Source organism: Paracoccus sp. (in: a-proteobacteria), assembly GCF_030538755.1.
Taxonomy (GTDB): Bacteria; Pseudomonadota; Alphaproteobacteria; order Rhodobacterales; family Rhodobacteraceae; genus Paracoccus.
This window is the reverse complement of record NZ_JAUNTJ010000003.1, coordinates 146,389-167,394: the sequence shown is the minus strand read 5'-3', so window position 1 is coordinate 167,394 and position 21,006 is coordinate 146,389. Positions and strand designations below refer to the sequence as shown.

The following is a 21,006-nucleotide window of genomic DNA, read 5'->3' as shown; positions in this document are numbered from 1 at the left end:
TTAGCCATGAAATTCAGCCGCCGCCTGTGTTTCGGGCGGCGGCTTTATTGGGGCAGTTACATATCCCCTCTGATTTTTCCTATCATTTTTCAGCGGCAATTACCGCCTACGCCCAGGTATCCCCCACGGTAAACCCTTCCGTAAATGGATCGTCGTGATCCAGCACCAAAGTGTTCAGCCCGTAAATCCAGCTTTTCCCCGATATTTCCGGCACCACGGCGGGACGGTCTGCTATCGTGGTTTCCTCGACCAGCCGACCGGTATAGACGTTACCAAGGATGCTTTGATGGCGGAAATCCCTGTGCAGGGGTAATTCGCCCTTGGCATGCAGCACGGCCATTTTGGCGCAGGTGCCGGTTCCGCAGGGGCAGCGGTCGATTGCGCCGGTCCAGCTTGCCGGATTATCCCATGAAAATTCGCCCGAGGCCATGGTGACGGCATTCTTCCAGTCTGCCTTTGGGTCATCCGCCGGTCCCGACAATTGCGATATGGTGATGCCCACGCCGGGATAATCGGGATGTGCAACCGGCAATTGCTCGATCGCGGCCTGCCGGATCATCGAGGAAATGCGGGTGATTTCGCGGCCATGTTCGGGGATTAACGCAAGGCCCGGAAATTGCCGCACATCCGCGATGACATAAAACATGCCGCCCCAACCGACATCGACCCGGACCTTGCCCAGATGCGGCACCTCGATTTCGGCGTCCAGATGGGCCGCAAAGGCCGGCACGTTGCGAAAGGTCACGCTGTTCACCTTGCCGTTGCAGCATTCGGCGCGAACCCGGATCAACCCTGCCGGTGCCTCCAGCACCAGTTCGGTGACAGGCTCTTTCATCGGCAGCAGGCCCATTTCCAGCAGCACGGTGACAACGGAAATAGTATTGCCGCCGGACATGACCGGATATTCGATCTGCTCCATAATGATATATCCGGCGTCCGCCTCGGGATGCGAGGGCGGCACGATCAGGTTGCAGCAATGCGCCGGATAGCCGCGCGGTTCACGCAGCATCAGCTTGCGCAGCTGATCGTCATTTGCCTCTAGCCATTTCATCTTTTCATAGACCGAGCCGCCCGGAATATGCGGCACCCCGCCGGTAATGACCCGCATCGGCGTTCCGGCGTGGGTATCGACGGCGTGGATCATGCGCTTGAAGGCCATGGCGATGTCTCCTGTTTATACGATATGGGTGGGCAAGGTGGCCCCTGCCCTTTACAAATCCTTTACCAGCCTGAGCGCGTCGTAGATCGCGGCATGGGTGTTTCGTGCGGCAACGGCATCGCCGATGCGGTAAAGGCGGAAGTTGCCATTGGCATTGGCCCGCACGGCTTGCGCCGCGCCGGTGGTCAGCGCCTGATAATCAACCTCGCCCAGGTTCGAGGACAGCGGCTTCAGGTCGAAATACAGCTCATCCAGCGGCCGGGTGCCATGGTTCACCACCACCTGATCGACCAGCCGATCCCGCGTCATATCACCGTAATCGCTGCCCAATGTCGCGCGCAGTTGATTGCCGTCACGCGCCACCGATTTCAGCCGCCATGTCACCGTAAAGGTCGCATCGCGCCCTTGCAGGTTGCGCATATAGGGCACCAGATTCATCGCCATCACCTCGGGCGAAAAACTGCGGTCAGGGGTGACGATTTCAACCGCGGCGCCGGTGGCCGAGATCAGGTCGGCGGCCTGCAAGGCGGCGTGATCGCCCGCGTCGTCGAATATCAGCACATTCCGGCCCGGCTTGACGTCGCCCGACAGGATGTCCCATGCCGAACAGACCAGATCATCGCCCTGCCCCAGCACCTCGGTATGCGGCAGGCCGCCGGTGGCGATAATCACCTCGTCCGGGGTGGTGGCCAGCACGTCATCCGCCTCGGCGAAGGTGTTAAAGCGGAAATCGACCCCGCGCGCCTGACATTGCGCCATCCGCCAGGCGATGATCGAGATCATCTCGCGCCGCCGCTCGTCCAGCGCGGTCAGGCGGATCTGGCCGCCGGGCTGGTCTGCGGCCTCGAACACGGTGACGGCATGGCCACGGTCGGCGGCGACACGCGCCGCCTCCATCCCGGCGGGACCGGCACCGACGATGGTGACGCGCTTTTTCACCCCGGCGGCAGGGATCGAGTGCGGCATCGTTTCCTCGCGCCCGGTGGCGGCATTGTGCAGGCAAAAGGCCATGCCGCCCTGATAGATACGGTCGAGGCAGTAATTCGCGCCGACGCAGGGGCGGATGTCATCCTCGCGCCGCTCGATCACCTTGCGCACCAGATGCGGGTCGGCCATATGCGCCCGCGTCATGCCGACCATATCCACCAGCCCCGCCGCAATGGCGTGGCGCGCAGTCGGCACATCGGGGATCTTGGCGGCGTGGAAGGTGGGAAAGCCGGTCGCCTTGCGGATTTCGCCCGCGAAATCCAGATGCGGCGCGCCCCGCATCCCCTGCACCGGAATCACGTCGGTCAGCCCGGCGTCGGTGTCGATATGGCCGCGCACCACATTCAGGAAATCGACCAGCCCGCTGTCTTTCAGCTTTTGCGAGATGGTCAGCCCCTCGCCCTCGGTGATGCCGCCCGGCAGGGTTTCGTCGCCGGTATAGCGCACGCCGACGATGAAATCCTCGCCGCAGCGTTTGCGGATCTCGCGCAGGATGTCGAAGGTGAACCGCAGCCGGTTGTCCAGATCGCCGCCATACGGCCCGTCCAGATCATTGGTCAGCGGCGACCAGAACTGGTCCATCAGATGGCCGTAAGCCTGCAATTCCAGCCCGTCCAGCCCCGCCGCCTTCATCCGTTCGGCTGCATCGGCATAGTCGGTGATGATGCGGGCAATGTCCCAGTCTTCCAGCTTTTTCGGGAACGAGCGATGCGCCGCCTCGCGCTCAAAACTAGGCGAAACGACGGGCAGCCAGTCGGCCTTGTCCCAGCGTGTGCGGCGTCCCAGATGGGTCAGCTGGATCATCACCGCGCAGCCGTGGTCGTGGCATTCATCGGCCAGCTTTTTCATCCAGCCGACCACTTCATCCTTCCATGCCAGGATATTGTTGAACACCGGCGGGCTGTCGCGCGACACCGAGGCCGATCCGGCGGTCATCGTCAGCGCCACGCCGGCCTTGGCCCGCTCGACATGATAGGCGCGGTAACGATCCTTGGGCATCCCGTCCTCAGGGTAGGCCGGTTCGTGGCTGGTAATCATGATACGGTTGCGCAGCGTCAGATGTTTCAACTGGTAAGGCTGCAAGAGGGGATCGTTCGACATCGGATCTGCCTGTGAAAGGTGGAGAGTCGCGTCTCAAAATCAGAGGAATGTTCACCTGTGTCAATTAAAAAAATCGCCAGTGCACATTATAGGGGCATTACAGGACATTTTTCTTGCCCTGCCCCCGGCTGGCGGCTAGGGCTGGTGTATGGAAAGCCCGCAGGACACATCAGAGACAGGATGGCGTGGATCGCGCGACGGCTGGCTGGAGGCCGGCTACCACGCGCTGATCGAGGGCGGTGTCGATGCCGTCAAAATCCAGCCGCTGGCCAAGCGGCTGAACCTGTCGCGCACCAGCTTTTACTGGTTTTTCGATGACCGCGATGCCTTGCTGGGGGCGCTGATCGACGGCTGGGACGCCCGCACCACCGACCCGCTGATCCGCGCCGCGCAGGACTATGCCGAAACGCTGGCCGAGGCGATGCTGAACGTGCTGGCCGCCTTTCTGTCGGGCAGCTTTGACGCGCCACTGGAATTCGCCGTCCGCAGCTGGGCCTTGCAGGATGCCAGCGTGGCCGACCGCGTGCAGGCCGCCGACCAGGCCCGCCTGACCACGCTGCGCAACATGCTGACCCGCTGGGGCCAACCCGCCCCCCAAGCCGACATCCGCGCCCGCACGATCTATCTGACGCAAATCGGCTATATCTCGATGCGCGCCAAGGAAGACATGCCCACCCGCCTGGCCCGCATCCCGACCTATGTCGAAATCTACACCGGCACCCCACCCGAACCACGCGAAATCGCCAGATTTATGGCGAAGGTTCAGGGCGGGATGGCGGGGTGAATGCGGCCCGGCTGGTGTTTAGAGGCACGTTTTAAGGGGATGGTGCCGACAAAGCCCTTTAGTATACAAAGGGGAAACCCCTTCAAGGGAAAATATCTTCGAACTTGTAATGAATAATGGCGGACGGTGAGGGATTCGAACCCCCGAGACGGTTCCCCGCCTACACACTTTCCAGGCGTGCGCCTTCGACCACTCGGCCAACCGTCCGTGGGCGTCACCTGTAACCTGCGCGGCGGGGCTGTGCAAGACCGGGTGCGGGGGTTACAGGCGGGAAATGCGCTTTTGCAGCTCGGCAAGCTGGCGGCGGATTTCGGCCATGTCTTTTTCATCCTCGGGCGAGGTGGCGGGGCGGCGTTCGGCGCGTTTGGGCTTGGCGGGGGCGGCGTCGGTGGTGCCTTCGTCGGCGGGTTGCGCGCCGGGCGGCACCCAGCCGCCCATCATCGCCTTGAGGAACATCTGCTGCTGGCGCTGCATCGCCTCGAAGCCCGGCATCGAGGCCATGGGGTTGGGCACGCGCGCCATGTTTTCCATCATCTTCGACTGCCCCTCGCGCAGCATTTCAAAGCTGGCGGCCAGAAAATGCGGCACGACGGACTGCGCCTGCGTGGTATAGCTGCGCACCAGATCGGTCAGCACGTCGATCGGCAGCACATTTTCACCGCGGCTTTCGTGTTCGGCGATGATTTGCAGCAGATACTGGCGGGTCAGGTCGTCGCCGGATTTCAGATCGACGATCTTCACCTCGCGGCCCTGACGGATAAAGGCGGCAATGTCGTCCAGCGTTACATAGTCGCTGGTTTCGGTATTATACAACCGTCGGCTGGCATAGCGTTTAATCAGCAGTGGCGCTTTGGCGTCGGTCATGGGGCAGCCCCTGTTGAAATGATGCAGTTGCGGCATTCTGCGACCTTGACCTGCAAAACGCAAAGGAAAAGCGCCCCAAGGCGCAGTCGCGGGCAATATACAACCGATGCGCGAGCGCGCGGCCGGTGCCGCAGCGCAGTATCGGCGGCGCGCACATGAAAAAGGGACGGTCGCCCGCCCCTTTTCCGTCAGTTCACCGATGCGGTGCGATCAGGCTTTGGTCGCGTTGGTCGCAGCGGTGGTGGCTTTCTTGACAGCGGCCTGCGCGTCTTTGGTCGCTTTTTCAGCGGCTTTCTGCGCGTCCGAGGCGATGTCTTTGCCAGCGGTCAGCATCAGGTCAACGGTGTCCATTTGCAGTTTCTTGGCGACTTCTGCAAAGGCGGACATGTGTTCAGCGGCCAGTTCAGCGGAAGCCGAAGCAAAGTCCGAAACGGCTTTGGCGTATTCGGTCGGCTCTTCTTTGGCGGTCGACAGCTCACCCACGCGGGCCAGAGCGTCTTTGGTCCACTGGGCCGAAATCTCGGTCGAACGCTCGGCCGCGGTCAGGGCGACGCGGGCCAGTTTTTCGCCCAGAGCGGTTTGCGATTTGAAGGCTTCGGTCACCGACGAGGTGTCAACCGGGAATTGCGCCATCATGTCCTGGAAGGTTTTGGTGTAGTCAGGGGCCTTGGCCATGTCTCTATCTCCATCAAGGGGGCAGGTGAGGTCATGTCCCCGTTACCCTGCCGTGGTAATCTGTTTCCGTAGGGCCAAGATGGATGCTGCGCCGCAGCATTTCAAGTATTTTTTCTGCAGTGCAGCAAAAATTTATGAACCGCCCGGTTTGCCAGACCGGGCGGCTGCATGTCAGCCGTTGGCGCGCTGGTGAACATAGGTTCCCGGTGCCGGGCCAAGCCCCTGCCCCGGATCGCGCGCAGCCACCATCGGCCCCGCCGATTCCTCCAGCCACTTGCCCCAGACCGGCCACCAACTGCCCTGATGAAAGCTGGCGTCGTGTTTCCAGTCCTGCCAGGTGCCGCCGAAACCGGCATTGCTCAGGTAATGGCCATATTTCTTTTTGCTGGGCGGGTTGATGATGCCCGCGATATGGCCCGATTCCGACAGGATAAAGCGTTTGTCCGTGGACGCCGTTTGCGCAAAGCCGCGCCAGCAATCCTTCCACGGCGCGATATGGTCGGTTTCACAGGCCACCGCGCACAGCGGCACGGTTACATCGGCCAGCGTGACCTTTTCGCCCAGAACCTCGAACCCTTGCGACACCAGATAGTTCTGGCGGCACAGCTCGTTCAGATATTCCAGCGTCATCCGCCCCGGCAGGTTCGTGGAATCGCCGTTCCAATACAGCAGGTCAAAGGCGGGCGGCGTTTCGCCCAGCATATAGTTGCGGATCGCCGGTCCCCAGACCAGATCGTTGGCGCGCAGGAACGACATGGTGCGCGACATCAGAACCGCGCCGAACACGCCTTTGCGGGCGACCTCTTCTTCGATGCCGGTGATGAAATCGTCCTGCAAGAAGGTGGTGAATTCGCCCAGTTCGGAAAAATCGGTCAGCGTGGTAAAGAAGGTCGCGGTGTTGACCCGATCATCGCCGCGCTTTTTCAGCACCCCAAGCGTAGCGGTCAGGGTGGTGCCGCCGATGCAATAGCCGACGGCGTTCAGCTTTTTCTGGCCGGTCAGTTCCAGCACCTTGTCCATCGCCTCGATATAGGCCGAGACGTAATCGCCCATGCCCTTGTCGGCATAGCTGGCATCGGGGTTTTTCCACGACACCACGAACAGCGTGTGCCCCTGTTCCACAACCCAGCGGATCAGGCTGTTTTGTGGTTTCAGATCAAGGATATAGAACTTGTTGATCCACGGCGGGAACATGACGATGGGCATGGCGTGAACCTTGTCCGTCGCCGGGTGATACTGGATCAGTTCGAACAGGTCGCTGCGGTGAACCACGGTGCCGGGCGTGGTGCCGATGTTTTCGCCGACCGTAAAGGCATCGCGATCGGCCAGCGACACCAGAAATTCGCCGCCGTTCTGTTCCACGTCGCGGACAAGGTTCTCCAGCCCGCGAACCAGACTTTCACCCTCGGTCTCAAGGGCTTTTTCCAGCGCGTCGGGGTTGGTGGCCAGAAAATTCGTGGGCGCCATCATGTCGATGATCTGGCTGGTCAGCCAGCTCATCCGGCGCTTGGCCACGTCATCGGGCATATCCAGATCCGAGGCCGCCGCGCGCATGGCGTCGGCGTTGATCTGATACTGCCGCTTGACATAGTTAAAGAACGGATGCGTCTGCCACAGCGGATTGGCAAAGCGCCGGTCCTGCGGGCCGTCATCCTCGGGCGCGGCGATCTTGCCCTGCGCCAGCACCTGACTGGCGCGGGCGTAGTGTTTCAGCGTCTCGCCCCAGAAATTCACCTGCTGTTCGATCACCCGCGCGGGCTGTTCGGCCAGCATCTTCATCCATGCCCCGGCGGTGGCCATGAAAAATTCCGGTCCCGGCCCGTCAACCGCAGGGTTGGGCATGGCGCGGCTGGCCAGAGCGGCCATCAGGCGATGGCTCAGCACCTCGATCCGGTCGATGTTTTCAGCCATCTGCTGCGGCACCGGCAGGGTGTGCGCGACTGACAAAGCCTTGTCCGCGACAGGCTCCGGCGCAACCGCTGCGGGTGAAGGCTGGCTTTTTTCCGCCACAGCGGCTTTCGCAGCAGGCTTGGCCGCCGGTTTGCGCCGTGCCGCAGGTTTCGGGGCCGCCGGTTTTGGCGGCGCCGCTGCGGCAGGTTCGGCCTTGGCGGCGGCTGGTTTTGCGCTGCTGCGGCGCGGCTTTTTCGGCGGCACCGACGCCTCTCCCCCCGTGCTGTCAGCCTTTGCGGATGTTGCGCGAACACCCCTGCCGCGCGCAACTTTGCGACCCGGCGCTTCAGGATTGCTTGCCATGACGTGATTTCCCCCCTATTACAATACGATCATACGCGCATCGTTGCCGATGGGTAAAGCCGGGTTTTCCCTTTCGCCACAGTGGCGCACTTGCTTGTCTGCCGTGCTGCGGCGCAGAAAAAGGCTGAAGAAAATGGCGTATAAAGGGGTCAAGGGCATCATTTCCTATGATGCGATGGAATCGATTCGGAACAGCTATGAATGGATGGGGGCCAGTGCCCGCGCGCTTGCGTCTTACCCGGCCTTTGCGCTGATCCCGCACCCCATGTTCAAACTGATGAGCGCGTGGGGCCGCGTCACCGAACGCAGCTTTGCCCGCATGGTCATCAAGCCCGACTGGAACATCCCCCCGATCCCCGGCGACGACGGGCAGGACCACATGGTCTATGTCGATAAGGAAGTGCAGCGTCCCTTCGGCGATCTGATCCATTTCCGCGTCGCCCGCCGCGCCGTCAAGCCGCGCAAGGTTCTGCTGGTCGCGCCGATGTCGGGCCATTACGCCACGCTGATGCGGTCCACCGTCACCTCGCTGCTGCCCGACTGCGAGGTTTATGTGACCGACTGGCACAACGCCCGCGACATCCCCGTGTCCGAGGGCAAGTTCGACGTCGAGGATTACACCACCTATCTGGTCGATTTCATCCGCCACCTTGGCCCCGATCTGAACGTGATCGCGGTCTGCCAGCCCGCCCCGCTGACGCTGGCCGCAACCGCCATCCTGGCCGAGGACGACCCCAAGGCACAGCCGCGCACCCTGACCCTGATCGGCGGCCCGGTCGATCCCGACGCCGCCGCGACCGAGGTGACGGATTTTGGCAACCGCATCACCATGGGCGAGCTGGAACACCTGATGATCCAGTCGGTCGGCTTCAAATATCGCGGCGCGGGGCGGATGGTCTATCCGGGGCTGGCGCAACTGTCGTCCTTCATCGCGATGAACAGCGAAACCCACGCCAAGGCCTTCATCGACAAGATCTTTGCCGAGGCGCGGGGCGAGGCCAGCGAAGGCGACAAGCACAACAAATTCTACGATGAATATCTGGCCGTGCTGGATATGACGGCGGAATTTTACCTGTCCACCGTCGAACGCATTTTCAAGAATCTGGAAATCGCCCGGAACGAATTTACCGTGAACGGCCGCGCCGTGGACATCGGCAAGATCACCGATGTGGCCGTGATGACGGTCGAAGGGGCCAATGACGACATCTCGGCCCCCGGCCAATGCGTCGCCGCGCTGCGCCTTTGCACCGGCGTGCCGGACAGCAAAAAGGCACAGCATCTTGAACCCTTCGCGGGCCATTACGGCATCTTCGCCGGGAAAAGCTGGCGCCTGAACATTCGCCCGCTGGTGCTGGATTTCATCGACGAACACAGCAGCCTCCAGCCCGAGGTCGGCCGCAAGAAACGTCGCGGCATGGGCGACAAAGCCGCCGATGTCGGCGACCGCCACGCGCTGGACGACGACGGCAAGATCGCCGTCTGACCAGACCGCAACAGACACAACACGAAACAGGGCGCGGCAAAACCGCGCCCTTGCTTTTGCGCCCAAGGCCCCTGCCCTGCGCCCGATCAGCCGATCCGGGCCAGAACCTCGGCCACCGATTGCTCGATCAGCCGCAGACAGTCATCGCTGGAAAAGCGGTGATCTGCCCCCTTGACCAGCACCAGCCGCAGATCCTCGCCCTCGGCATGATCCAGCAGATCCAGCGCCCATTGCATCGGCACATCCGCATCCGCCGTCCCTTGCAGAAACCGCACCGGAAACGGCAAGGCCAGCGGCTGACGCATCACCAGATGATCGCGCCCGTCCACAATCAAGCGGCGCGTGATGACATAAGGATCGTCGGAATAGCCGCTGGGCAGCGCCACCTTGCCATCCTGCATCAGCCGCGCCCGCTGCGCCTCGTCAAAGCTGGCCCAGAACCCCTGCTCGGTGAAATCGGGCGCCGCCGCAATCGTCACCATCCCGGCAATCCGCCCCGGCATCCGCCGCGCCAGCAGCAACGCGATCCAGCCCCCCATGGATGAGCCGACCAGAACCTGCGGCCCCTCGGTCACAGCCTCGATCAGCGCCGCCGCATCCTCGAACCAGTCGCCGATACTGCCATCCTCGAACACCCCCGACGACTGACCATGACCGGAATAATCCAGCCGCAGGAACGCCCGCCCCTCACGCCGCGCCCATGCCTCCAGCGCCACGGCCTTGGTCCCGGTCATATCCGAGCGGAACCCGCCCAGAAACACCACGCCCGGCCCCTGCCCGTCCAGCCGCTGATACGCAATCCGCCGCCCCTGCGGCCCCTCGAAAAACTCAGCCATCCATCTTTGGTCCTCAAATATCCTCTGGGGGTCCGGGGGGCGAAGCGCCCCCGGCTTTGGGCACCCATGTTGACTTTCCCCGCAGCAGCCCGCAAGAGGCAAGCACATACCCGCAACCGGGCGTTCCGTGGGCGCCAAACCGACGAGGAGCCGATGATGGCCGACCAGATTTCCCTCACCTTTCCCGATGGCAATGCGCGCGATTACCCCGTCGGCACCACGGCGGCGCAGGTCGCGGCCTCGATCGCACCCAGCCTGGCCAAGAACGCCATCAGCGCCAGCCTGAACGGCCGGCACATCGACCTGGCCTGGCCTATTGCCGAAAACGGCAGCATCGCCATCAACACCATGAAAGACGCCGAACCGGCGCTGGAACTGATCCGGCACGATCTGGCCCATATCATGGCCCGCGCGGTGCAGGACATCTGGCCCGATGTCAAAGTCACCATCGGCCCGGTGCGCGATTTCGGCTGGTTCTACGATTTCGACCGCGCCGAGCCCTTCACCCCCGAAGACCTCGGCCAGATCGAGGCGCGGATGAAACAGATCATCGCCGCCCGCGATCCCGTCCGCACCGAGGTCTGGGACCGCGACCGGGCCATCGCCCATTACACCGACCGGGGCGAGCCGTTCAAAGTCGAACTCATCAACCGCATCCCCGAGGGCGAGGATCTGCGGATGTATTGGCACGGCGACTGGCAGGATCTGTGCCGCGGCCCGCATCTGCAACACACCGGGCAGGTGCCCGCCGATGCCTTCCGCCTGACCCATGTGGCGGGTGCCTATTGGCTGGGCGATGCCTCGCGCCCGATGCTGCAACGCATCTACGGCGTCGCCTTCCGCAACCGCGACGACCTCAAGGCGCATCTGACCATGCTGGAAGAGGCCGCCAAACGCGACCACCGCAAGCTGGGCCGCGAAATGGAACTGTTCCACTTTCAGGAAGAAGCGCCGGGCATGGTGTTCTGGCACCCGAACGGCTGGTCCATCTATCGCGAACTGGAATCCTACATGCGCCGCCGCCTGACGCGCGCGGGCTACAAGGAAATCAAGACGCCGCAGGTGGTGGACCGCATCCTGTGGGAAAAATCCGGCCACTGGGAGGCGTATCGCGAAAACATGTTCCTCGTCGAAGTCGATGAGGAAGGTGCGCGCGAAAAACGCACCAACGCGCTGAAACCGATGAACTGCCCCTGCCATGTGCAGGTCTATAATCAGGGCCTAAAATCCTACCGCGAACTGCCGCTGCGGCTGGCCGAGTTTGGTTCGTGCCACCGTTACGAATCCTCGGGGTCGATGCACGGGCTGATGCGGGTGCGCGGGTTCGTGCAGGACGACGCGCATATTTTCTGCACCGAGGATCAGATCGAATCCGAAACAGCGGGCTTTCTGGCGCTGCTGTCCTCGGTCTATCGCGATCTGGGGTTCGAGAAATTCGACATCAAACTGTCCACCCGCCCCGAAGTGCGCGTCGGCTCGGACGAGGTATGGGACAAGGCCGAAACCGCACTGGCCGCCGCCATCGAAAGCGCGGGCTATCCCTACGAGGTGAACCCCGGCGATGGCGCGTTCTATGGTCCCAAGCTGGATTTCAAACTGACCGACGCCATCGGCCGCGAATGGCAATGCGGCACGCTTCAGGCCGATTTCAACCTGCCCGTGCGTCTGGATGCCGAATATATCGGCGAGGATGGCGCGAAACACCGCCCGGTGATGATGCACCGCGCGGTTCTGGGGTCGTTCGAACGCTTTATCGGCATCCTGATCGAAAACTATGCCGGCAAGCTGCCCCTGTGGCTGGCTCCGCGTCAGGTGGTGGTGGCCTCGATCGTGTCGGGGGCGGATGACTATGTGCAGGAAATCGTCACCGCGCTGCGCGCCGCCGGCATCCGGGCCGAGGCGGATACGCGCAACGAAAAGATCAACTACAAGGTGCGTGAACATTCCGTCGGCAAGGTGCCCGCGATCATGGCCATCGGCATGAAAGAGGTCGAGGAGCGCAGCGTTTCCATCCGTCGCCTTGACCAGCAGGGCAGCCGCACATTGCCGCTGGATCAGGCCATCGCCGAGCTCGTGGCCGAGGCGACGCCGCCAGATCTGCGCTGAATGGTGCCTAAAACGTGACAGATGGGTGCCCGCAGACGGTGCGGGCACCGTTTTCGCTTGCCTTTATTAACGAATCGTTCATGCTTCTGTGGCGTGAGCAAACTTTCTACCGCCTCCTCCGATACGGGGCAGCCGGACGACCGAAAGACAGGCTGCACGGCCCCGTGCATGACGCAAGGGGATGATTTGAAGGAGAGACGGACATGGCCACCGGAACGGTCAAATGGTTCAACACGACGAAGGGCTATGGTTTCATCGCCCCTGATGATGGCGGCAAAGATGTGTTCGTTCACATTTCTGCGGTCGAGCGCGCCGGTCTGACCGGCCTGAAAGACAACCAGAAGATCGAGTACGAACTGCAGTCGGGCCGCGATGGCCGCGCCTCGGCTTCGGACCTGAAACTGCTCTGATCCTGGCCGTCAGGCCAACGGGAACGGCCTGCGTTTGCGGGCCGTTTTTCATTTGGGAACCCCTGTTTCGGGCATCATCGGATGAAAGACATCGACCGGCATAACCCCCTGAATTTGGCTGAATATGTGCTGCGGGCGGGGCTGGACTGCCCAGATAAGCTGGCCATGTCGGTGATCGGCCCCACGCGCGCGGATCGCTGGTCGCACGGGCGGTTGCGGGCCGCTGTGCTGGGCTGCGCCACCGGCCTGCTCAGCGCGGGGCTGGTGCCGGGGGACCGGCTGCTGATGCGGCTTGGCAACACGCCCGCCTTTCCCGTGGTCTATCTGGGCGCGATTGCCGCCGGGATCGTGCCCGTGCCGACCTCGGCCATGCTGACCATGCGCGAGGTGACGCGGATCGCCGATCAGATCGCCCCGGCAATGGTGGTGATGGGCGACGGCGTGGCGCTGCCTGAACGCGATCTGCCAGTGCTGCACGAATCACAGATCACCCAATTCGCCACCCTGCCCCCTGCCGATTTCGCACAAGGCGACCCGAATCGGCTGGCTTATATCGTTTACACCTCGGGTTCGTCCGGCCAGCCGCGCGCCGTTGCCCATGCGCATCGTGCAATTCTGGCGCGGCAGATGATGTTCGAGGGCTGGTATGGGCTGCGCCCGGCCGACCGGCTGCTGCACGCCGGAGCCTTTAACTGGACCTTTACGCTGGGCACCGGCCTGATGGACCCGTGGACGATAGGCGCCACCGCGCTGATCCCGGCGCAGGGCGTGGCGCTGGAACAGATCCCGCTGCTGGCGCGGCGGCATGGGGCCAGCATTCTGGCCGCAGCGCCCGGCGTGTTCCGGCGCATGTTGCGCGCCGACTGGTCCGCATGGCCCGATCTGCGTCACGGGCTGGCCGCGGGCGAGCGGCTGGCCCCGGCGCTGCGCCTTGCATGGGCCAATCGCACCGGCACCGACCTGCACGAAGCCATGGGCATGTCGGAATGTTCCACCTTTCTGTCGGGCAGCCCGGCGCGCCCGGCCCCGACGGGCACCGCGGGCTATCCGCAGCCGGGCCGTCATGTCGCGGTGCTGGGGGATGACGGCACGCCTCTGCCGCCCGGTCAGGCCGGTGCGCTGGCGGTGCGGCGCGACGATCCGGGGCTGTTTCTGGGATACCTTGGGCAACCCGATGAAACGGCGTCGAAATTTCGTGGCGACTGGTTTCTGACCGGCGATCAGGCGGTGATCGGCCCGGATGGTGCCATCACGCTGGACGGGCGCGCCGATGACATCATGAACGCCGGCGGCTATCGCGTCGCCCCCGCCGAGGTTGAAGAGCTTCTGGCCACCCATCCCGGCGCGGGCGATGTGGCGGCGGCGGAAATTGCCACGCCTTCGGGGTCCAGCTTTATCGCCGCCTTCTGGACCGGCCCGGCGACCGAAGGCGAGCTGCGCGCTCTGGCCGAAACCGGGCTGGCGCGCTACAAACAGCCGCGCGCCTTTGTCGGCATTCCGGCGCTGCCGCGCACCCCGACCGGCAAGATCAACCGCCGCGCCCTGCGCGAGAACTGGCCTCAACTGTCGAAAGAAACCCCATGATCCGTCTTGATATTTTTGCTGACCCGGTGTGCCCGTGGTGCTGGATCGGGCTGGCCGAGCTGTCGCGCGCGCTGGACAGCCGCCCGGATCATCCGTTCAGCATCGCCTATCACCCGTTCCGGCTGAACCCGCAGATGCCGCGCGGCGGCATGGACCGGGCCGATTACCTGCGCGCCAAATTCGGCGACCGCGTGGCCGAGATCGAGGCCCCGATGGCCGCCCGCGCCGCCGACATCGGGCTGCACCTGAACCCCTCGCCGCGCGAACCCGACACGACCGACGCCCACCGGCTGATGCACTGGGCCGGGGTCGAGGGCGCGCAATCCGCCGTCATGTCGGGGCTGCTGCGCGCCCATTGGGAACAGGCGCGCGACATCGGCGACCCTGGCGTGCTGGCCGAAATCGCCGCCGATGCCGGAATGAACCGCGACCTGATCGCCCGCCTGCTGGCATCCGACGCCGACCGCGACACCGTGGCCGCGCGCGAAGCCCACGCGCGCGAGCGGGGCATTTCCTCGGTTCCGACCTTTATCGTCGCCGATCAGCACGCGGTCGCGGGGGCGCAGCCCGCCGATCTGTGGCTGCGGGTGATCGACGACCTTGGTCAGGAAGTCTGACCGAATCCAGCGGATATTCGACGACACCCTGCAACGGCTGGTCGCCCTTTTGGCTGAAGATGAACACATGCAGGCTTTCGCCCGACAGGGTAACACGGCAGAAATGCCCTTCGCGCGCGATGGCGGGCATTTCGGCCAGATCGGCATGGGCAAAAGCAGCGCGCAGCAAGGGTCAGCGCAAAGGGCAAATCGTATGGAATGATCCTTTTTCAGAGCGCCAAAAATCCCTGACTTTTTCAATTTGTTACCGCAAAAACCATCTGCCCCTTGAAACTTGGTCGCAATCGGCTCAAGTCCGGGGCCACAACGCGAATGATGACGCGAAAGATCCCGACATGACCCAAGCCCCGACGCCGCGCCTGCCGCTGCCTGAATTCATTGCGATGCTGGCTTTTCTGTTTGCCACCGTCGCCTTTTCCATCGACGCGATGCTGCCCGCCCTGCCCGAGATCGCGCAGGCGGTGACGCCCGATAACATCAACCGCGCGCAACTGATCCTGACCGCTTTCGTCGGCGGGATGGGGCTTGGCACGCTGTTCGCCGGGCCGATTTCGGACGCCATCGGCCGCAAGCGCGCCATGACGCTGGGGTTCGCGATCTATGCGGCGGCGGCGATTGCGGCGATCTTTGCCAACTCGCTAGAGGCATTGCTGGCCGCGCGGTTCATTCAGGGTCTGGGCGCGGCTGCCCCGCGCATCGTCGGGCTGGCGCTGGTGCGCGACCTGTATGAAGGGCGTGAAATGGCGCGGATTTCGTCTTTCGTGATGATGATCTTCATCATCATCCCGGCGATGGCCCCGGCGCTTGGTCAGGGGATCATCTGGCTGGCGGGCTGGCATGGCGTGTTCGGCGCCTTTGTGCTGTTCGCGCTGATCGGCAGCCTGTGGCTGAACATCCGCCAGCCCGAGACCCTGCCCCCCGCGCAGCGCCGCCCCTTGCGGCTGAAAACACTGGTGGCTGGCGCGCGCGAGGTGCTGACCGACCGGCAGGTGATGCTGTGCACCGTCGTTCTGACGCTGGGGTTTGCGCAAATGTTCGGCCTGCTCAGTTCGGCGCAGCAACTGTTCGGCGAGACCTATGGCAAAGGCGATCAGTTTCCGATGTGGTTCGCGGCCATGGCGCTGCTGGCGGGGTCGGGCACGATCCTGAACGCGCGCTTTGTCATGCGTTACGGGATGCGGCGGATCGCGACATGGGCCTATGCGATGCAGATCGGGTCATCGCTGCTGGCGCTGATTCTGCTGCTGTCGGGCGGGCTGACCTTTCCGCTGTTCTTTGCCTGGGCGGTCAGCGTGTTCTTTATGGCGGGGGTGACGTTCGGCAACCTGAACGCACTGGCCTTGCAGCGGATGGGGCATATCGCGGGGATGGCGGCCTCGATCGTGGCGGCGGTTTCGACGCTGGCCTCGGTCGCGATCGCCGCGCCGGTCGGGCTGCTGTATGACGGCACGCCGCTGCCGGTTGTGGCGGCCACGCTGATCTGCTCGACGCTGGCGCTGATCCTGATGCGCCGCCTGCATGACTGATCGCGGTTGACAGCGCGGCTGACGCAGCTATAAGCGCGGCTTCTTTGGTGTTGGCGGCCCCCGCAAGGGGATGCCTGTCGCCTGCGGCCCCTGCGGCCAAGGGAAAGGACAACGCCCTTCTGTAACCGCAATGAAGGAGATCAGCGATGACCAAACGCACCGCTGCCAAATACAAAATCGACCGCCGCATGGGCGAAAACATCTGGGGCCGCGCCAAATCCCCGGTGAACCGCCGCGAATACGGCCCCGGCCAGCACGGTCAGCGCCGCAAGAACAAACTGTCGGATTTCGGCACCCAGCTGCGCGCCAAGCAAAAGCTGAAGGGTCATTACGGCGACCTGACCGAAAAACAGTTCCGCCGCATCTATGCCGAGGCCGAGCGTGTGCGCGGTGACACCGGCGAAAACCTGATCGGCCTGCTGGAGCGTCGTCTGGACGCCGTGGTCTATCGCGCGAAATTCGTGCCGACCATCTTTGCCGCCCGTCAGTTCGTGAACCACGGCCATGTCGAGGTGAACGGCAAGAAAGTGAACATCGCGTCCTATCGCGTCAAGGAAGGCGACGTTGTGTCCGTGCGCGAGCGCTCGCGCCAGATGGCGCTGGTGCTGGAAGCCGTCGCCTCGGGCGAGCGTGACGTGCCGGATTATCTGGACGTTGACACCAACAAGCTGACCGCCACCTTCGTGCGCACCCCCGCCCTGGGCGATGTGCCCTTCGCCGTGGTGATGGAGCCGAACCTGGTCGTCGAATATTACGCGAAAAACTGATCCCTCTGGATCGCGTTTTGCGGGCCGTCCCTTATGGGGCGGCCTTTTTATTTGGCGCGGTTGCAAAGGGGGCGCTCGCGCCCCCTCTTGGCCTGACGGCCAATTCACCCCCTGAGGATATTTTCAGACCAAAGATGAGGCCGGTGCGTCAGGCCGGTTTGCCCCAGTTGGCATCCTGCATTTCCCGCAGGCGGCTGGCTGTGCGTTCAAATTCAAAGCTGCCCTCGCCTTCGATATACAGGCGTTCGGGTTCGTCGGCGGCACTGGCGATCAGGCGGACGCGGGCTTCGTAGAGCGTGTCGATCAGGGTGACGAAGCGTTTCGCCTCGTTATAGTTCGACTGGCCAAGGCGCGGGATGGCGTCGATCATCAGCACGTCGAGCGCGGCGGCGATGGCAAGGTAATCGGCGGGGCCAAGCGGTTTGCCGCAGAGATCCCAGAAGCCTGCCCGCGCCACCCCGTCGGCATGGGCGGGCAGTTCCACCTGACGGCCCTGCACCGGCAGGATCAGCGGCTGGCCTTCGGCGTGGCCGGTCAGGTCGTTCCAGATTTCATCCATTTCAGTGGTGGCCTGCGCGTTCACCGGCGCGAACCAGACCTGTCCGCCGCCGACGCGGCCCTGCCGCCAGTCGTTTTCGCTGACCAGTTCGACCACCTCCATCCTGTCGCGGATCAGGGTGATGAAGGGCAGGAAAAGCTGGCGGTTCAGGCCGTGCTTATACAGATCCTCGGGCACGCGGTTCGAGGTGGTGACGATGGTCACGCCCTGCTCGAACAGGATCTGGAACAGCCGCCCCACGATCATCGCATCGGCGATGTCGGTGATCTGCATTTCGTCAAAGCACAGCAGGCGCGTTTCGGCGGCGACCCTGGTCGCGACCGGGCGCACGGCATCGGATTCGCCGTTTTTGCGGGCTTCGTTCAGCCCTGTGTGGATTTCCTGCATGAATTCGTGGAAATGTACGCGGCGTTTGGTGACGGTATCGGCGGCATCGACGATCAGATCCATCAGCATGGATTTGCCACGCCCTACGCCGCCCCACAGATACAGCCCCTTGGCGGCGGTGGGTGCAGCGGCCGGGGCGCGACCCAGCCAACTGCGCCAGCCGCTGGCAGCGGCGGGTGGTGGCGGAGCCTTGCTGGCGGCATCCACCACGCGGTCGAGCTGTGGCAGAACGGCAGCTTGGGCCGGGTCGGCGGTGATGCGGCCCTGGGCGATACGCTGGCGGTAAAGATCGGAAACGCGGCTCATGTTTTGCCGATGCCACAGGCGGCCAGAGGGGTGCAAGGGCGGATCAGCATCTGGCCCGCCCCTGCCCGTTCGGATCAGCGGCCGGTGCGGTTAAAGGCGCCGCGCGGATCGGTGGCAGGCAGGCCCAGCCAATGGCGGGTCACAGCGGCCAGATGCTGGGTGATTTCAACCTTTTGGGTAAAGCCGCGCGCATCGGCATCGGCTGCGGCAGAGCCGACCAGCGCCGCCTTGTCGGCGCGGATGTCCTGCGCGGGGGCCAGCGTTTCGCCGGTGCGGGCGTCGGTCACGGTGACGGTATAGCGGATGTCGTGAACGCCGACATTGCCTTCCATCCCGCGGGCCTTGGGGGTCAGCGCGTGGAACTGGCTGATGGTCGCGTTGATGACCACCGGCCGAGCGCCGCGCAGCCCCGAAGCGCCATCGCGAATCCCCTGCGCCACGATGGCGGCGGCCTGCGCCCGGCGATCGCCCTGCGGATCGCCGTGCCACACGACATCGGCATCAGGGACATAGCTGTTGACCTCGGTCGTGGTCAGGGTCTGCGGCGCGCTGACGCGAACATCGGCGACCCGCCAGTTGGCTGTCGTCACCGGGTTCAGTTGTTCATATTGGGTTTCCCAACTGTTATGGGCGCAGCCAGCAACACCCAGCGTCAGGGCAAGGGCAAGGGCAACAGGTTTCAGCATTGGCATATTCCTTTCTGGTCGCCCTGATCCGGGCGTTTGCCCGATCAGGAAAACCACATAAGATCAATATGCACAAGACGTTAGCGCATATCAGGCGGTTACATCATTCCCGGCACGACCAGATCCGGAGGACGGTGGCCATCGGCAAAGGTCTTGATGTTGATGATGACCTTTTCGCCCATTTCGGCCCGCCCCTCGACCGTGGCCGACCCCATATGCGGCAGCAGCACCACGTTGGGCAGTTCGCGCAGGCGAGGGTTGATTTCATGCCCGTGTTCGAACACATCCAGCCCTGCCCCGGCGATTTCGCCTGCGCGCAGCATCCGGGTCAGCGCGTTTTCGTCGATCACCTCGCCGCGCGAGGTGTTGACGATCACCGCCGAGGGCTTCAGCAGTTTCAGCCGCCGGGCGTTCAGCAGGTGAAAGGTGCTGGGGGTATGCGGAGCGTTGATGCTGATGATGTCCATCCGCGCCAGCATCTGGTCAAGGCTTTCCCAATAGGTCGCCTGCAATTCCGCCTCGGTTTCGGAGCGCAGGCGCTTGCGGTTGTGGTAATGCACCTGCATCCCAAAGGCATTGGCCCGGCGCGCGACGGCCTGCCCGATGCGGCCCATGCCCAGAATGCCCAGCCTGCGCCCGCCAACCCGGCCGCCAAGATGCGAGACCGGCGACCAGCCCTTCCAGCGGCCAGCCTGCATTTCGGCCAGCCCTTCGGGGATGCGGCGGGTGACGGCCAGAATCAGCGCCATGGTCATGTCGGCGGTGTCCTCGGTCACGACGCCGGGGGTGTTCGACACCAGCACGCCGCGCTGACGTGCGCTGGCCACGTCGATATGATCCACCCCCGCGCCATAGTTGGCGATCAGTTTCAGCCGCTCGCCGCCTTGGGCCAGCATATTGGCGTCGATCCGGTCGGTGATCGTGGGCACCAGCACGTCGCTGTCGCGCATCGCGGCAACCAGTTCGTCGCGCGACATCCGGCTGTCGTCGGGGCGCAGGGAAACGTCGAACAGTTCCTTCATCCGGGTTTCCACCGCTTCGGGCAGACGACGGGTGACGGCGACCTTCAGCCGGGGGCGGGAACTGGGGGCAGAGGCGATCATCATGACCTCACTTTCTGGTGGACGGGCGGGCCGCACCCTTTTCAAGCGCAGCAGCTTTTGGCAAACTGCCCGCGTTAAGCCAAAGGCACAAGACCCCCGGCACAAGGGGCGGGCAGGATCGCGGCAGATCGTCGCAAGAAGGACAGGAAAAAGATGCGCACAGGGCTGATGGCCGGGCTGGCCGCAATCGGATTTGCGGTGATGGGAACGATGGTCTGGGCCGAGGATGCGGCACAGCCGCTGGTTCTGGCGCAGGCGGTCAGTGCCGATGCGCAGATCTCGCGCAATGCCGCGCCCGACCGGGGGGCGGTCACGAACCTGCCGCTGCCGCGCTATGTCAGCCTGAAAGGGTCCGAGGGGAACGCCCGGCGCGGCCCCAGCCTGTCGCATCGCATCGACTGGGTGTTCCGCCATGCCGGGATGCCGCTGCGCGTGGTGGCCGAATTCGGTCACTGGCGCCGGGTCGAGGATCGTGACGGCGCCGGCGGCTGGGTGCATTACGCGCTGTTGTCGGGCGTGCGCACGGCGCTGATCGAAACCGACATGGCCGCGCTGCATTCCCGCCCCGACGAAAACGCCGAGGTCGTCGCGCGGGCCGAGGCGGGGGCCATCGTCCGCCTGGGTGAATGCAACCCCGACTGGTGCCGCGTCACCGGCGGCGGCCAGCGTGGCTGGATCAGCAAGGCCAACATCTGGGGCGTGGACCCGGACGAGGTGCGCGACTGACCGGCAGCCGACCGCCCTATAGGGCCGCCGGGCGACATCCGGCTTGAATACGGTCTGTTTGCAGCCGCCATCAGGGCTGCGGCTGAT

18 protein-coding genes and 1 tRNA gene are annotated in these 21,006 nt (G+C 63.8%); 9 read left to right on the top strand and 10 right to left on the bottom strand.

Features of this window, described 5'->3' with window-relative positions; translation table 11 throughout:
- Positions 1-106 precede the first annotated feature (106 nt).
- Both Q4G14_RS03005 and hpbA read right to left on the bottom strand, forming a co-directional pair.
- On the bottom strand, positions 107-1,159 hold the full coding sequence (locus tag Q4G14_RS03005; RefSeq protein WP_303360237.1) for a proline racemase family protein: 1,053 nt from the start codon (positions 1,157-1,159) through the stop codon (positions 107-109).
- Between the two features lie 51 nt (positions 1,160-1,210).
- A complete protein-coding gene (gene hpbA, locus Q4G14_RS03000) occupies positions 1,211-3,247 on the bottom strand; it encodes an N-methyl-L-proline N-demethylase HpbA (RefSeq protein WP_303360236.1) in 2,037 nt (678 codons plus the stop codon).
- A 148-nt stretch (positions 3,248-3,395) separates the two neighbouring features.
- Between hpbA and Q4G14_RS02995 the strand changes: the two genes are divergently transcribed.
- Positions 3,396-4,031 carry a TetR/AcrR family transcriptional regulator gene (locus Q4G14_RS02995; protein ID WP_303360235.1) on the top strand — a complete coding sequence of 212 codons (636 nt, stop codon included), beginning with the start codon at positions 3,396-3,398 and terminating at the stop codon, positions 4,029-4,031.
- A gap of 117 nt (positions 4,032-4,148) precedes the next feature.
- On the opposite strand, the gene Q4G14_RS02990 is transcribed toward Q4G14_RS02995, so the two are convergent.
- The 4 genes from Q4G14_RS02990 to Q4G14_RS02975 form a co-directional block, all read right to left on the bottom strand.
- Positions 4,149-4,238 (bottom strand) — tRNA-Ser (locus tag Q4G14_RS02990).
- Positions 4,239-4,292: 54 nt separating this feature from the next.
- Positions 4,293-4,895 (bottom strand): polyhydroxyalkanoate synthesis repressor PhaR, encoded by a 603-nt coding sequence (phaR, locus tag Q4G14_RS02985; RefSeq protein WP_303360234.1) that lies wholly within the window; start codon positions 4,893-4,895, stop codon positions 4,293-4,295.
- Positions 4,896-5,105: 210 nt separating this feature from the next.
- Positions 5,106-5,570: a phasin family protein gene (locus Q4G14_RS02980; RefSeq protein WP_303360233.1), complete on the bottom strand. Its 465-nt coding sequence runs from the start codon at positions 5,568-5,570 to the stop codon at positions 5,106-5,108.
- Between the two features lie 171 nt (positions 5,571-5,741).
- Positions 5,742-7,481 (bottom strand): alpha/beta hydrolase, encoded by a 1,740-nt coding sequence (locus Q4G14_RS02975; protein ID WP_303360232.1) that lies wholly within the window; start codon positions 7,479-7,481, stop codon positions 5,742-5,744.
- Positions 7,482-7,956: 475 nt separating this feature from the next.
- On the opposite strand from Q4G14_RS02975, the gene phaZ reads away from it, so the two are divergent.
- Positions 7,957-9,306: a polyhydroxyalkanoate depolymerase gene (gene phaZ, locus Q4G14_RS02970; RefSeq protein WP_303360231.1), complete on the top strand. Its 1,350-nt coding sequence runs from the start codon at positions 7,957-7,959 to the stop codon at positions 9,304-9,306.
- Between the two features lie 86 nt (positions 9,307-9,392).
- On the opposite strand, the gene Q4G14_RS02965 is transcribed toward phaZ, so the two are convergent.
- The gene (locus tag Q4G14_RS02965) at positions 9,393-10,142 is read right to left on the bottom strand and encodes a carboxylesterase (protein ID WP_303360230.1); all 750 of its coding nucleotides are present in this window, start codon (positions 10,140-10,142) and stop codon (positions 9,393-9,395) included.
- Between the two features lie 156 nt (positions 10,143-10,298).
- Between Q4G14_RS02965 and thrS the strand changes: the two genes are divergently transcribed.
- The 6 genes from thrS (at position 10,299) to rpsD (ending at position 17,152) form a co-directional block, all read left to right on the top strand.
- Positions 10,299-12,248: a threonine--tRNA ligase gene (gene thrS, locus Q4G14_RS02960; protein WP_303360294.1), complete on the top strand. Its 1,950-nt coding sequence runs from the start codon at positions 10,299-10,301 to the stop codon at positions 12,246-12,248.
- A gap of 203 nt (positions 12,249-12,451) precedes the next feature.
- Positions 12,452-12,658, top strand: a complete 207-nt coding sequence (locus tag Q4G14_RS02955; RefSeq protein WP_303360229.1) for a cold-shock protein — start codon at positions 12,452-12,454, stop codon at positions 12,656-12,658.
- Positions 12,659-12,739: 81 nt separating this feature from the next.
- Positions 12,740-14,242, top strand: coding sequence for a class I adenylate-forming enzyme family protein (locus tag Q4G14_RS02950; RefSeq protein WP_303360228.1), 1,503 nt, complete (start codon positions 12,740-12,742; stop codon positions 14,240-14,242).
- The gene (locus Q4G14_RS02945) at positions 14,239-14,859 is read left to right on the top strand and encodes a DsbA family oxidoreductase (protein ID WP_303360227.1); all 621 of its coding nucleotides are present in this window, start codon (positions 14,239-14,241) and stop codon (positions 14,857-14,859) included. Before Q4G14_RS02950 ends, Q4G14_RS02945 begins: the two co-directional genes overlap by 4 nt.
- Positions 14,860-15,194: 335 nt before the next feature.
- Positions 15,195-16,385: a multidrug effflux MFS transporter gene (locus Q4G14_RS02940; RefSeq protein ID WP_303360226.1), complete on the top strand. Its 1,191-nt coding sequence runs from the start codon at positions 15,195-15,197 to the stop codon at positions 16,383-16,385.
- Between the two features lie 146 nt (positions 16,386-16,531).
- Positions 16,532-17,152: a 30S ribosomal protein S4 gene (rpsD, locus tag Q4G14_RS02935; RefSeq protein ID WP_303360225.1), complete on the top strand. Its 621-nt coding sequence runs from the start codon at positions 16,532-16,534 to the stop codon at positions 17,150-17,152.
- Positions 17,153-17,300: 148 nt separating this feature from the next.
- Here the strand turns inward: rpsD and zapE are convergent, their stop codons facing one another.
- The 3 genes from zapE to Q4G14_RS02920 all read right to left on the bottom strand — a co-directional run bounded on the left by zapE (position 17,301) and on the right by Q4G14_RS02920 (position 20,196).
- Positions 17,301-18,404 (bottom strand): cell division protein ZapE, encoded by a 1,104-nt coding sequence (gene zapE / locus Q4G14_RS02930; RefSeq protein WP_303360224.1) that lies wholly within the window; start codon positions 18,402-18,404, stop codon positions 17,301-17,303.
- 74 nt (positions 18,405-18,478) lie between these two features.
- A complete protein-coding gene (locus tag Q4G14_RS02925; RefSeq protein ID WP_303360223.1) occupies positions 18,479-19,090 on the bottom strand; it encodes a DUF6778 family protein in 612 nt (203 codons plus the stop codon).
- Between the two features lie 98 nt (positions 19,091-19,188).
- Positions 19,189-20,196: a D-glycerate dehydrogenase gene (locus Q4G14_RS02920; protein ID WP_303360222.1), complete on the bottom strand. Its 1,008-nt coding sequence runs from the start codon at positions 20,194-20,196 to the stop codon at positions 19,189-19,191.
- A 198-nt stretch (positions 20,197-20,394) separates the two neighbouring features.
- Here Q4G14_RS02920 and Q4G14_RS02915 point away from each other — a divergent pair, with 198 nt between their 5' ends.
- Complete coding sequence (locus Q4G14_RS02915) at positions 20,395-20,919, top strand: SH3 domain-containing protein (RefSeq protein WP_303360293.1); 525 nt, start codon at positions 20,395-20,397, stop codon at positions 20,917-20,919.
- Positions 20,920-21,006 lie beyond the last annotated feature (87 nt).